Source organism: Pseudomonas nitroreducens NBRC 12694, assembly GCF_002091755.1.
Taxonomy (GTDB): Bacteria; Pseudomonadota; Gammaproteobacteria; order Pseudomonadales; family Pseudomonadaceae; genus Pseudomonas; species Pseudomonas nitroreducens.
On the sequence record NZ_BDAI01000011.1, the window covers coordinates 123,327 to 135,817 of the forward strand.

11 protein-coding genes are annotated in these 12,491 nt (G+C 66.4%); 4 read left to right on the plus strand and 7 right to left on the minus strand.

Going from position 1 to position 12,491, the window contains the following annotated elements:
* Positions 1-204 precede the first annotated feature (204 nt).
* From PNI01S_RS22895 to nahK, 4 genes are all read left to right on the plus strand, one after another.
* Positions 205-1,407 (plus strand): porin family protein, encoded by a 1,203-nt coding sequence (locus PNI01S_RS22895; protein WP_024764449.1) that lies wholly within the window; start codon positions 205-207, stop codon positions 1,405-1,407.
* Positions 1,408-1,490: 83 nt separating this feature from the next.
* The gene (locus tag PNI01S_RS22900; protein WP_024764450.1) at positions 1,491-1,883 is read left to right on the plus strand and encodes a hypothetical protein; all 393 of its coding nucleotides are present in this window, start codon (positions 1,491-1,493) and stop codon (positions 1,881-1,883) included.
* Positions 1,884-2,335: 452 nt separating this feature from the next.
* Positions 2,336-3,493 carry a nitric oxide-sensing protein NosP gene (nosP, locus tag PNI01S_RS22905; RefSeq protein ID WP_024764451.1) on the plus strand — a complete coding sequence of 386 codons (1,158 nt, stop codon included), beginning with the start codon at positions 2,336-2,338 and terminating at the stop codon, positions 3,491-3,493.
* Positions 3,423-6,050: a hybrid sensor histidine kinase/response regulator NahK/ErcS' gene (gene nahK / locus PNI01S_RS22910; protein WP_081754004.1), complete on the plus strand. Its 2,628-nt coding sequence runs from the start codon at positions 3,423-3,425 to the stop codon at positions 6,048-6,050. The genes nosP and nahK overlap by 71 nt, the downstream gene beginning before the upstream one ends.
* Before the next feature lie 258 nt (positions 6,051-6,308).
* On the opposite strand, the gene PNI01S_RS22915 is transcribed toward nahK, so the two are convergent.
* The 7 genes from PNI01S_RS22915 to PNI01S_RS22945 form a co-directional block, all read right to left on the minus strand.
* Positions 6,309-7,169 (minus strand): EamA family transporter, encoded by an 861-nt coding sequence (locus tag PNI01S_RS22915; protein WP_024764453.1) that lies wholly within the window; start codon positions 7,167-7,169, stop codon positions 6,309-6,311.
* Between the two features lie 45 nt (positions 7,170-7,214).
* Positions 7,215-7,880 carry a response regulator AgmR gene (gene agmR, locus PNI01S_RS22920; RefSeq protein ID WP_024764454.1) on the minus strand — a complete coding sequence of 222 codons (666 nt, stop codon included), beginning with the start codon at positions 7,878-7,880 and terminating at the stop codon, positions 7,215-7,217.
* A 42-nt stretch (positions 7,881-7,922) separates the two neighbouring features.
* On the minus strand, positions 7,923-8,492 hold the full coding sequence (locus tag PNI01S_RS22925) for a PQQ-dependent catabolism-associated CXXCW motif protein (RefSeq protein WP_084359285.1): 570 nt from the start codon (positions 8,490-8,492) through the stop codon (positions 7,923-7,925).
* A 106-nt stretch (positions 8,493-8,598) separates the two neighbouring features.
* Entirely contained in the window at positions 8,599-9,417 is an 819-nt protein-coding gene (locus PNI01S_RS22930) for an ABC transporter permease (protein WP_084359287.1), read from the minus strand.
* Positions 9,414-10,145, minus strand: a complete 732-nt coding sequence (locus tag PNI01S_RS22935; RefSeq protein WP_084359289.1) for an ABC transporter ATP-binding protein — start codon at positions 10,143-10,145, stop codon at positions 9,414-9,416. Before PNI01S_RS22935 ends, PNI01S_RS22930 begins: the two co-directional genes overlap by 4 nt.
* A complete protein-coding gene (locus PNI01S_RS22940) occupies positions 10,142-11,110 on the minus strand; it encodes a YVTN family beta-propeller repeat protein (RefSeq protein WP_024764458.1) in 969 nt (322 codons plus the stop codon). Before PNI01S_RS22940 ends, PNI01S_RS22935 begins: the two co-directional genes overlap by 4 nt.
* A gap of 27 nt (positions 11,111-11,137) precedes the next feature.
* Positions 11,138-12,340, minus strand: coding sequence for an ABC transporter substrate-binding protein (locus PNI01S_RS22945; protein ID WP_084359291.1), 1,203 nt, complete (start codon positions 12,338-12,340; stop codon positions 11,138-11,140).
* Between the last annotated feature and the right edge of the window lie 151 nt (positions 12,341-12,491).

The following is a 12,491-nucleotide window of genomic DNA, read 5'->3' on the forward strand; positions in this document are numbered from 1 at the left end:
TGGCCCGGCGGTCGCGACCCAGCGCGACCATCGCCGCGAGCCTGAGGTAGTGGCGGTCGCAGAGCCTTGCGCAGCGCTCTCGCAGAACGCCCGAAGGGCCCGGTGAAACGGCGCCAAAGCAGCGTATGTCGCGGCTTTCGCCATTTCGATAATCGCCTCCGCCACGACTGAAACCGCAGTCGTTCCATTCACCCGGAGAGCGCCATGAACAAGAACAACATCGCCGTCCGCCGCCAGCTTCTGCCGCTGGCACTGGCCACCCTGGCCCTGTCTTCAGCGTCGAGCGGGGCTCGCGCCGACATCCTGCTGTACGACAAGGATGACACCACCTTTTCCACCGACGGCTACTTCAACGCCTTCTATGTGAACAGCGACGTCGACCGCAACGGCGATACCTACGACCGCCGCCAGTCGCGGGTGAAGATGGGCTTCCTGCCCAACTACATCGGCTTCAATTTCGGCAAGAAGATCGACGGCCTGACCCTCACCGGGCGCTCGTCGTTCTGGGTGACCATCAACGACAGCGAGCAGGACGGCACCGATACCGCCATCGACGTCCGGCAGTTCTACGGCAATGTCGCCGGCGACTGGGGCGAGGTGCTGATCGGCAAGGACTTCGGCCTGTTCTCGCGCTCCAACATCTTCCTCGACGAACTGCTCGCCGGCTTCGGCAACGCCAGCGACACCCTCGGCCTGGTGGATGGCAAGGGCGTGTCCTTCGGCAACATCGGCACCGGCTACCCGTACCCGTTCCCGACCTCGCAGATCACCTACCGCAACAACAACCTGGTGGATGGTCTACGCGTCGCTGTCGGCATCATGGACCCGATCGACACCAACCAGATCGACAAGGACGCCAGCGACGGCCTCGACGACAAGGCCTACCAGGACAACCCGCGCTACGAGAGCGAGATCAGCTACCAGTTCGATGTCGGCGGCGCGCAGATCTACAGCTGGGTCAACGGCGCCTACCAGACCTCGAAGAACACCAACGACGAAGTCGACAGCGTGACCTCCAAGGGCCTGGGCTACGGCATCCAGGCGAAGATGGGCGGCCTCTCGCTGACCGGCTCGGGCTTCACCGCCAAGGGCATCAACCCGTTCTTCACCAACAACGCCGGCGAAGCCGCGCTGCGCGAAGTGGACAGCCGCGGCGTGCTGCTGCAGGGCTCCTACAGCTGGGGCAAGAACCGTGTAGCGCTGTCCACCGGCGAGACCCGCGACGACGGCAACGGCCTGGGCAGCGCGGCGGACTACTCCACCAAGGGCATCGCCTACTTCCGCACCATCAACGACAACCTGAAGCTGGTAGCCGAGTACAACGTCTACGAAATCGACGGCCGCAAGGGCTCCACCGTCAGCGAGGACACCGACACCTTCGCGGTGGGCGCCGTCCTCAACTGGTAATCCCCCAACTCCTTTGGCTGCATTTCGGCGGGTCGGCACAGCGTGTCGCCCGCCTTTTTTCTTCACTTCAAGGAAGGCTCGTCATGATCGGATCGTGGAGCGCGCACGCGCAGACTTACCTGCTGGTTCTGTCCATCGCCACCACCCTGGTGTTCGCCTTGCCCATCTTCCTGGTGCCGCTGCTGTGGGCGCGGGTGATGCAGTGGCAGTTGCCGGAACACACCGATCTTGCGGTGTATTTCGGGCGCTGCCTGGGGGCGTTCATCCTCATCGTCGAAGCCTTGATGCTGCGCGCGGCGCTGACCGGCGAGGCGCTGCTGACCACTTTCGAGGTGCTGGCGGCGGTGGCGGGATTCATGGTGGTGGTGCACATCTACGGCGCGCTGCGCAGGATTCAGCCGTGGACGGAGACGGTGGAGACGGGATTCTACGCCGGGATGCTGGTACTGACGTTGCTGTTCTGGCCCGCTGCCTGATGCAGCCATTCCGTTGTGACAATCGGCGGATACCCCGTTCCGGGTTATGCGCCCTACGAAATGGCTCTGGCTCTGGACTGTGAGGTCTTCAGTGGAATACCCGCATGCTCTGGAGTGCCCCTTCGCGGCGTGCCCCTGAAACTGCGATTCAACGAGGGTATTTTTCGCCCCAAGCGAAAAACCGGATGCAGGGAGAAGACCTTTTGGTTCCTTTTGTGAGGGCGGCTAGCCGACGTTTGACAAAAGGAACTCGCCCGAGGGGGCGAAACAAAATGTCCGCGAGCACGCCGAAGCGGCGCACAAACACCGATCTCAAAAGCATCGCGGACGGAGTTCGCTCCTACAGCCGACACCGCTACTTTCGGATAGACCCGCCGCGACCCAAGTAGCATGGGGCGCGCCCCGGCCGCTTCGTAGAATGCCAGCGTCGATATCCTGACTGGGCGTACGCCATGCACGAAACACAAGGAGTCGTTCGCGGCATGTCCGATGCCCGCGACGTCGAGGCGGTCGCCCAGGACCTGGCGCGCCAGCTGATCCATCCGAATCTGGGCTTCGTGCTGTTCTTCTGTTCCGCCGAATACGACCTGCCAGCGCTGGCCGCCGCGTTGGAGCAGTACTTCGGCGGTATCGACCTGGCCGGCTGCACCACCGCCGGCGAGATCACCCCGCAGGGTTATGGGCGTGGCTGCGTCACCGCCGTGGGCTTCGACCTGCGCAGCTTCGCCATCTCCTGTGCGCTGGTGGACGAGATGGAGCGCTTCAGCCTGATCGACGCGCAGCAGATGGTCGAGTCGCTGGTGGCGGACTGTCGCAGCGCCGGGCTGGCGCCGATCAAGGACCACAGTTTCGCCCTGACCCTGCTCGACGGTCTCTCCAGCCGTGAGGAAGTGGTGCTCGCCGCGCTCAGTGCTGCGCTCGGTGCCATCCCGCATTTCGGCGGCTCGGCCGGTGACGATAATCACCTGACCCACACCCACGTCTTCTACCAGGGCCAGTTCCACACGGGGGCGGCGGTGGTGGTGCTGTTCAACACCTGGCTCGACTTCGAGGTGTTCACCACCCACCACGTGCTGCCGAGCGAGGAGAAGCTGGTGGTCACCCGCGCCGACAGCGACAGCCGCCGCGTGCTGGAGCTCAACGCAGAACCGGCAGCGCTGGAATTCGCCCGCCTGGTCGGGGTGCCGCTGGAGCAACTGGACTTCTCGCTGTTCCCGGCGCACCCGCTGGCGGTGCGGGTGCGCGACCAGTACTACGTGCGTTCGATCCAGCAGATCAACGATGACCTCAGCCTGACCTTCTACTGCGCTGTGGAGAACGGCATCGTCCTCACCGCCATGAGCACCGGCCCGCTGCTACCGGGGCTCCAGGCGCAGTTCCAGCGCCTGCACGAGCGCCTCGGCCCGCCACTGCTGACGATCGGCTGCGACTGCTTCCTGCGGCGGCTGGAGCTGGAGGTGGCCGGCGATACCGAGCCCACCGCCGAGTTCCTCCGCAGCCAGCAGGTGATCGGCTTCAACACCTACGGGGAACAATTCAATGGCATGCATATCAACCAGACCTTCACCGGTGTCGCCATTGGCCGTCCTCGGGGCAACGCCGGAGGCTGAGCTGCACGCGCGGATCGACGAGCTGGAGCGCGACAACCACAAGCTGCAGCGGATCAATGCAGCGCTGATCGAGCGTGTCGAGTCGGCCACGTCGCGCGGCGACAACGCGTACGGCGCCTTCCAGCATTCGGTGGTACTGGCCGAGCAGGTGCGCGAGCGCACCGACGCGCTGAGCGAGGCGATGGTCGAGCTGAAGTCCAGCAACCAGTTGCTCAGCGATGCCCGCCTGCGCGCCGAAACCGCGCACCAGCACCTGCTCGACGCCATCGAGAGCATCTCCGACGCCTTCGTGCTGTTCGACCCGCAGCAGCGCATCGTCCTCTACAACGAGCGTTTCCGGGCGTTCTGGGCGCAGACCCGCGCCCGTGTCGGTGCAGGGACGCGGCTTGCCGAAGTGCGCCGTCTGGCACAGAGCAGCGGGTTGATCGTCGAGGAACAGCGCAGCAGCGACGACGAACATACCCTCTATCGCCTGCGCAACGACCGCTGGGTGCGCGTCACCGAGCGGCCGACCCGCGACGGTGGCCTGGTCGTGCTCTACAGCGACATCACCGAGATCAAGCAGAATGAGATGGCCCGCCGCGAACAGGCGGTGGCGCAGAAGTCGCACCTGCTGCAGCGCGCCGTGGATAACCTGTCCCAGGGGGTGGCCATGGTCGGCGCCGATGGCGCGCTGGAACTGTGGAACCGGCGCTTCCTGGAGCTTTGCGGGCTGGCGCCGATCGGGGCACACCGACCCTTTGCCGAGGTCATGGCCGACAGCGAGCTGCCGCTGCTGACTCCACGCAGCCGGCCGCGCAAGGGGGAGGCGGAAGGGGTGATCGAGCAGAGACTGTTCGACGGCCGCATGCTCGAGATTCGCACCCACGCGCTGCCTACCGGTGGCTTCGTCAACACCTTCACCGACATCACCGAGCGCTATCGCCACGCTGAAGCGCTGCGTGAGAGCGAGCGCTGGATTCGCCTGATCACCGACCAGGTGCCGGCGCTGATCGCCTACCTCACCGCCGACCTCGACTACGACTTCACCAACAAGGTCTACGAGGAGTGGTACCGCTGGCCCAGCGGCTCGATGCTCGGGCGCAACCTGCGCGAGGTGCACAGCGCCGAACACTGCCAGCGGCTGGAGCCGTACTTCGAGCGCGCGCTGTCGGGCGAAAGCGTCACCTTCGAGATTGCCGAGACCAACCTGGCCGGTCAGGAGCGTTACATGCAGCGCTCCTACGTGCCCAACCGACAGGCCGACGGCACGGTGAGCGGGTTGTTCGTGCTGATCCGTGACATCACCGAGCGCCGCCGCACCGCCGAGGCGCTGCACCAGGCCTACCAGAACCTGGAGCAGCGGGTGCGTGAGCGCACCGCCGAGCTGACCAGCCTCAACGACCAGCTCAAGCGCGAGATCGACGAACGCAGCCAGGTCGAGGGCCGGCTGCGCGAGGCCAAGCGCGAGGCGGAGCAGGCCAACCTGTCGAAGACCAAGTTCCTCGCCGCCGTCAGCCATGACCTGTTGCAGCCGCTGAACGCCGCGCGGCTGTTCACCAGCGCGCTGCAGGAGCGCAGCGGTGAGGTGCTGGTACGCAACATCAGCCAGTCGCTGGAGGATGTTGAAACCCTGCTCGGTACTCTGGTGGACATCTCCAAGCTGGATGCCGGGGTGATCAAGCCGGACATCGCCTCGTTCGACGTCAGCGAACTGCTCGGCAACCTCGCAGCCGAGTACCGCCAGGTCGCCGCCAGCGAAGGCCTGGTGCTGGATTTCGTGCCGTGCGGCGCCCAGGTGCGCAGCGATATCCAGCTGCTGGCGCGGATCCTGCGCAACCTGCTGACCAACGCCATCCGCTACACGCCTTCGGGGCGCGTGCTGCTGGGCTGCCGGCGGCGCCGGCACAGCCTGTGGATCGAGGTCTGGGACACCGGCGTGGGCATCGCCGCGGACAAGCTCGGCGAGATATTCCAGGAGTTCAAACGCGGTGACGTGCAGCGCTTTCACCAGGACCGCGGGCTGGGGCTGGGGCTGGCGATCGTCGAGAAGATCGCACGCATGCTCGGCCATCGTATCCAGGTGGAGTCGGCGCTGGGCAAGGGGTCGCGTTTTTCCATCGAAGTCCCCTTGGCTCGCCGCGTGGCGCGCACCGAACCGGAACCGGAGCGTACCGCCGACGACCTGGTGGAGCGCCTGCGCGGGTCGCGCGTCTGGGTGCTGGATAACGATGCCGCGATCTGCGCCGGCATGCGCACGCTGCTGGAAACCTGGGGTTGCCAGGTGGTGACCGCGCTGTCGGAGGAGGACCTGGCGCGGCAGGTCGATAATTTCCATGCCGAGTCGGACCTGTTGATCGTCGATTACCACCTGGACGAGGGGCTGAACGGCGTCGATGCCGTCGCCTCGATCAACGCCCGACGCGGCACGCCGCTACCGGCGCTGATGATCACCGCCAACTACAGCAACGAGCTGAAGCAGCAGATCCGCGAGCTGGGGCACACGCTGATGCACAAGCCGGTGCGGCCGATGAAGCTGAAGACCGCGCTGTGCCATCTGATCGATAGCGCCCACTGATTTGAGCGCTGGTGTGTGGGTGGCTTCGTCGCTCGGGCTGGCCCTCACCCCAGCCCTCTCCCAAGGGGAGAGGGGGAGTCCGTACAGGCTGAAGTTGTGGTTATATCCTGCACCATACGCCCCCATCCTCTGGGAGAGGGTAATAGCTTGCACGGACCTTCCCAGGCCCACGAATAGTAGGAGCGAGCTTGCTCGCGAACCGCTCAACGCGGAAACATCGTTCGCGAGCAAGCTCGCTCCTGCAAAAAACAGATTGAATCAGGCCCGCTGGGCGGCCGGAGCGCGCACCTTGGCCAGCAGGATCAGCGCGATCCCGCCGAGCACCGCCAATGACACCAGTGCCAGGCGCAGGCTGATCGCCTCGCCGAGCAGCACGGCGCCGGAAAGGGCGGCGAGAATGGGTACGCTCAACTGCACCGAAGCGCCCTGGATCGCCGACAGACCCGGTAGTGCGCTGTACCAGATCGCGTAGCCGATGCCCGACGCCACCGCGCCGGACAGCACGGCATAGACGACACCCATCGCATCCACCCGCAGATCGGCGTGGAAGCAAGCCGCCAGCAAGGCCGCAAAGGCAATGGCGCGCGCGAAATTGCCGGTGGTGATCGCCAGCGGATCGCTGCCCTGGCGACCCAGCAACGAATACAGCCCCCAGGCCACACCCGACAGCAGCATCAGCAGCGCGCCGGCCAACGGCGGCGCGCTGGCGCTGGGCAGCAGCTGGGCGAGCAGCCCGCCGAGAGCCAGCAGGAAGCCGAGCAGCGCCTGGCCGTGCAGGCGTTCGCCGCGCAGCAGGCCGACCAGGATCATGGTCACCTGCACCGCGCCGAACAGCAGCAGGGCGCCGGTACCCGCATCCAGCTGCACGTAGGCGTAGGAGAAGGCCGCGGCGTAGACGAACAGCGCCGCTGCTGCGCGCCAGTTGCCCCCTTCGCTGGCGGCGCGGCGGCGCAGTCTGAGCAGCACGGCAAGCATCAGCGCGCCGGAGAGGATGCGGATGCCGGTGAAGCTCACCGCGTCGATGCTGGCGGCCTTGAGCGCCAGGCGGCAGAGGATGGAGTTGCCGGCGAAGGCAAGCATCGCCAGGCCGGTGAGGCTCAGGGTGCGGGTGGAGGGCATCGAGTGGTTCCCGGTAGCGGTCTCAGCGGCACGCTGATGAAAGTTTCAGCGACGCAGGTAGGCGGCGAAGTCGATGTCGCCCGCGCAGAGAATCGCCTGCACGCGGTTGTGCACCTTCAGCTTGCGCAGGATGGCGGAGACGTGGGCCTTCACCGTGGTCTCGGCGATCTCCAGGTTGTAGGCGATCTGCTTGTTCGACTCGCCCTTGGTCATCCGCTCCAGCACCAGCAGTTGCTTGCGGGTCAGTGCCTGCAGCAGTTCTGGCGGGATGCTGTGGTCTTCCTGGCCGCTGCGGCGTGGCGAGGACTTCTGGGTGCGGATGATGTCCGACGGCAGGTAGACGTTGCCGTTGAGGATCTGTTCGATGGCCTCGGTCATCTGCACGCGCGGTGAGGACTTGGTGATGAAGCCTACGGCGCCGTAGGTGATGGCCTGCAGGACGACCTGTTTGTCCTGCTCGGCGGAGACGATCACCACGGGAATGGTCGGCGCCTCGTTGCGCAGGCTCATCAGGCCATTCAGGCCATGCATGCCGGGCATGTTCAGGTCGAGCAGGATCAGGTCGAGATCGTCGTGTTCCTGGGTCAGGCCCAGGGCGCTGTCGAGGTCGGCGGTCTCCATCACTTCGCTGCCGGGGAAGCCGTCGGCGATGACGTTGTGGATCGCCTCGCGGAACAGCGGGTGATCGTCGGCGATCAGGATCTTGTACATGGCCTGCACCTCGTTGTTGTCGTTATGGGCGGTGATTGCAAGTTACTTCAGGGGTTGCGGCTGGGCGTCCTGCAAGGGCAGTCCCGCCTGCTCCCAGGCGTCGATACCGTCACGGTACCAGTAGAGGCTGGCATAGCCCAGCGCATGCGCGCGGCGGATGGCGTTCCAGCTCATCCAGCAGTCGGAGCGGCAGTAGAACACCAGCGGCCGCTTGGCATCGCCCTCGGTGAGTTGGGCGAGATTGTGTTCGAAGTAGGCCTGCCACTGCGGTTCCAGGATGCCGGTGCCGACGTTGGCCAGCCACAGGCTGCCGGGCAGGTTGCGGTGCTTTTCATCTTCGACGAACTGGCCGTTCAAGAAGGTGCGGCGGTAAACGTCCACCAGCCGGGCCTTCGGCTCGCGCTTGAGCAGCGCCTGCAGGGCGGGGGTGTCGAGGGTAACGGCGTGGTCGGCGGAAGGCGGCGTCGGGCTGCGGTACTGGGCCTGGCGATAGCCGTCTGCGGAGAACAGCGGCGTGTCGTCGGCCTGCGCGGCCGGAAGCGTCAGGCTGAGCAGGCACGCGGCGAGGCAGCCGCTCATGTGGCCGTACAGGGCAGTGGCAAGGCGAGGCATGGCGGTATCTCTGATTAGTTCTTCTTGTAGTGGCCATTAGATGCCGGCGCTGCCGCTTTGGAAATTCGACGTCCGGAGGGGCAAACCAGTACCAAAGTAGGAGATTTCACCCCTTGCGCAGGGCGGCGTGCTGCGGGTTGAAGGTCAGCACGGCAAGGCCGGCGAAGAGCAGCGTCAGGCCCAGGCAGACGCCACTGGCCAGCGGATTGAAGCGCTCGTACAGGGCGAAGCGCAGCAGTTCCACGGCGTGGCTGAACGGGTTCAGCGCGCACAGCCAGTACAACCACTGGCTGGCCTCGCGCATCTTCCACAACGGGTAGAGCGCGGAGGAGAGGAAGAACAGAGGGAAGATGACGAAATTCATCACCCCGGCAAAGTTCTCCAGCTGGCGGATGCCGTTGGACAGCAGCAACCCCAGCGCGCCCAGCAGCAGGGCGGCCAGCAGCAATGCCGGTAGCGCGGCAACCAGCCCCATCGGCGGCGGCTGCACGCCATACAGCCAGGCGATGAGCAGGAAGGCGTAGACCTGCAACAGCGACACCAGCGCGGTGGCCAACAGCTTGCTGGCGAGCAGGAAGGCACGCGGCAGCGGGCTGGTCAGCAGCACGCGCATGCTGCCCATCTCGCGGTCATAGACCATTGACAGCGAGCCCTGCATGCCATTGAACAGCAGGATCATGCAGCACAGCCCCGGCACGATGTAGGTCTCGTAGGTGACGTAGGTGTCGTACGGCTCGATGATCGAAATGCCCAGCGCGGCGCGGAAGCCGGCGGCGAACACCAGCAACCAGAGCAGCGGCCGCACCAGCGCGCTGAGGAAACGCGAGCGTTGCAGGACGAAGCGCAGCCATTCGCGCCTGACGATGCCGCACAGGCATTGCCAGTAGGCGGCAGGACCGAGCCGCAGGCTCTCCAGGGTACTCATGCGCAGGCCTCCAGGCGGGTCAGGCGGTGGAAGGTGCGCTCCAGGTTGCCGGCGTCCGCCGCGCAGATGTCCCGCGCCTCGCCACGGGCGACCAGGTGGCCGCGATCGAGCACCAGCAGCGCATCCTCGTCGCGCACCTCATCCAGCAGGTGGGTGGTCCAGAGTACCGCCAGGCCATCCTCGCGGCACAGCCGGCGCACATGGTTGTTGAGCGCCTGGCGCGCCGCCGGGTCGAGCCCGACGCTGGCCTCGTCGAGCAGCAGCAGGCGTGGCCGATGCAGCAGCGCGCGGGCGATCTCCACGCGGCGGCGATGGCCGCCATTGAGCGCACGGACCTTGTCGCGACGGCGCTCCTGCAAGTGCTGGCGAGCCAGTTCGGCGTCGATCCGTTCGTGCGCCACGCTGCGCGGCAGGCCATGCAGGGCGGCGTGGTAGCGCAGGTTCTGCTCCACGCTCAGGTCCAGGTCCAGGGTGCTCTGCTGAAACACCACGCCGAGCTGGCGCAGGGCCAGGCGCGGCTGCTGGCGCAGGCTGTAGCCGAGCACGTCGATCTCGCCCTGCTGCAGGTCGTAGAGCCGGGTGAGCAGGGCAACCAGGGTGGACTTGCCGGCACCGTTGGGCCCCAGCAGGGCGGTGAAGCGCCCGGCGGGGAGCTCGAACTCCAGGCCGTCGAGGGCGCGGCGCGGGCCGTAGGAGAAGCCGAGGTCGCGGACCGTCAGCGCACTCATGGCGTCACCACCACGCCCCACGGATAGCGGCCCACCTTGATCGACTTGGTGACCTTGCGCGAGGCGACATCGATCACCGAGACATCGCCGCTGACGCCGTTGGTGGCCAGCAGGGTCTTCTCGTCCGGGGTGAACGCCAGGTGCCAGACGCGGCGCCCCACCAGCAGGTAGTCGAGGACTTCGAAGGTCTTCGCATCCACCACCGCCACATGGTTGGCCGGGCCGAGGGCGACGAAGGCGTACTTGCCATCGCGGGTCAGTTGCACGCCCACCGGCTGCACCTTGTCCGGGTGCACGCCCTGGATGGCGAAGCGCAGGGTCTTGAGGATCTGGCGGCTGGCGGTGTCGACCACGCTGACGGTGCCGCCGATCTCCGCCGAGACCCAGACCTGCGAACCGTCGTGGGTGAACTCGGCGTGGCGCGGGCGCTGGTCCACCAGGGTGCTGTCCACCAGCTTCTGGGTCGCGGTGTCGATCCAGTGCAGCATGTTGGTGGTCTCGCTGGTGTTCACCGCCCACTTGCCATCCGGGCTCACCGCCATGCCTTCTGGCTCGACGCCGACGTCGATCTGCCCGAGCACCTGGGCGGTCTGGGTATCGACCACAGTGACCAGCGCATCGTCCTCGTTGGAGACATACAGCCAGCGGTCGTTGGGGTGCAGGGCGAACTGCTCGGGGTCGGCGCCCGAGGGCAGTTGCTTGATGATCTTGCGGGTGGCCAGGTCGATTACCTGCACGGTGTCCGAATCGCTGGCGCAGACGTACAGCAGCTTGTTGTCGTGGGACAGCGCCAGGCCGCGCGGGCGCTTGCCGGTGTCGATGGTGCCGGTGACGGCCAGGGTATCCAGGTCGATGACGCTGAGGTTGTTGTCCTTCTCGTTGGACACGTAGGCGGTGGCGGCAAAGGCCGTGGGTACCAGGCCGAGCGCGAGGCTCAGGCAGGAGAGGGCAAGCAGGCGGGGCATGGGCAGGTTCCTCATGGGGCGTTCTTCTTATGGCTGTGTGTCGGCGAGGTGGCACTGGCTTTCCGGTGCGTCCAGGCCGAGGCTGTCGAGTTCGCTGGCCGGGTGTAGGAAGCCTTCCTGCGGGGAGGTGCTGACCAGCGCGCGTGGCTGTACCAGCGGGATCGGCTGGCGCAGCTGGCCATCCCACGGGCGGAAGCCGAGCTTGTAGCCCTTGAAGCCGTCCAGCGGCAGGTCGGGGGAGAGCGACAGCGTGCGGATCGCCATGGGATCGGCGTCGCGCAGGCGGGTAACGGCGCTGGCGATGCTGCGCACGGCGATCCAGGCGGCGAAGTCGCGGTCGTTCATCCAGCGCCCGGCGCGTTCCTCGAAGCGCTTCTGCAGCTGCGCGGCGCCGTAGGTTTCCACCGTCTTGTGCCAGCCGGTGGCGACCAGCCCCTGGGTGCCGGCGACGGGCCGCGGCAACCAGGTGTTGTAGGGCACGTACTCGCCGAAGTCGCCGTGCTCGTCGGCTACCAGCACGGCGTCGTAGTCCTCGCTGGACTGGGTGAACAGCGCCATGTCGGCCTGGGCGCTGCGGCGCTGATCGTTATCGAAGGTGAAGGGTTTTTCTTCGACTATCTTCGCGCCGAAGCGCTTGGCCGAGCGGCGCAGGGCGTTGGCGTACAGGGCGTCTTCCGGGCGCTGGCCGACGATCAGCAGCCAGCGCGTCCACTTGCGCAGCACCAGGAACTGGGTGAGGGCGTCGGTCAGCATCAGCCGGCTGGGCAGCGTATGCAGCACGTTTGCCGCGCACTGGCTGGCGCGCAGTTCGTCATCGGCAGCGCCGGCGTTGAACAGCAGGCTGTCCGGAAGCGCGGCGGCCAGTTGGCGCAGCGTGTCTGCCGGGGCGTTGACCACGAACAGGCGCAGGCCAGCGGCGTGCAGGCGCCCGGCTTCGCCCAGCAGCTTTTCCGGGGTATCGGAACTGGCGGCTTCCAGGCTGTAGCGGTGCTTGAGGAAGCGCCCGGTGCTGTTGCTGTCGGTGATCGCCAATTCGGCGCCGCGCAGGCCGGCGTCGGTGGGTTCGGGGATGACGTTGGACAGCAGCGGGCCCGGATCGGGCGTGTAGCCCAGGTAGCCGATGCGGATTTCCAGCGCAGGAGCTTCCTCGGCACGAGCCCCGAGGCTGAAGGCAGCGGCGCAGGCAACCGCGAGCAGATAGGCGACGCCATGAAGGGCGAACTGACGCATGGGCGACTCCCTGGGTGGGCCGGCTTGTTGTTGTGCGGCCAGCATAGGAATCGCCCACGGCGCGGCAAATATGCAGAAAGTACCGGTGGGGCAGTACCAAGGTAGTAGGTTGCGCGCCGCGCCCGCGACCTAGGATGGCGCTACAAGAACC

Coding starts and splice junctions, on each gene's coding strand:
- PNI01S_RS22900 (WP_024764450.1), top strand. CDS start 1,491: ATGATCGGATCGTGGAGCGCGCACGCGCAGACTTACCTGCTGGTTCTG.
- PNI01S_RS22945 (WP_084359291.1), bottom strand. CDS start 12,340: ATGCGTCAGTTCGCCCTTCATGGCGTCGCCTATCTGCTCGCGGTTGCC.
- PNI01S_RS22925 (WP_084359285.1), bottom strand. CDS start 8,492: ATGCCTCGCCTTGCCACTGCCCTGTACGGCCACATGAGCGGCTGCCTC.
- nosP (WP_024764451.1), top strand. CDS start 2,336: ATGCACGAAACACAAGGAGTCGTTCGCGGCATGTCCGATGCCCGCGAC.
- PNI01S_RS22895 (WP_024764449.1), top strand. CDS start 205: ATGAACAAGAACAACATCGCCGTCCGCCGCCAGCTTCTGCCGCTGGCA.
- agmR (WP_024764454.1), bottom strand. CDS start 7,880: ATGTACAAGATCCTGATCGCCGACGATCACCCGCTGTTCCGCGAGGCG.
- PNI01S_RS22930 (WP_084359287.1), bottom strand. CDS start 9,417: ATGAGTACCCTGGAGAGCCTGCGGCTCGGTCCTGCCGCCTACTGGCAA.
- PNI01S_RS22915 (WP_024764453.1), bottom strand. CDS start 7,169: ATGCCCTCCACCCGCACCCTGAGCCTCACCGGCCTGGCGATGCTTGCC.
- PNI01S_RS22940 (WP_024764458.1), bottom strand. CDS start 11,110: ATGCCCCGCCTGCTTGCCCTCTCCTGCCTGAGCCTCGCGCTCGGCCTG.
- PNI01S_RS22935 (WP_084359289.1), bottom strand. CDS start 10,145: ATGAGTGCGCTGACGGTCCGCGACCTCGGCTTCTCCTACGGCCCGCGC.
- nahK (WP_081754004.1), top strand. CDS start 3,423: ATGGCATGCATATCAACCAGACCTTCACCGGTGTCGCCATTGGCCGTC.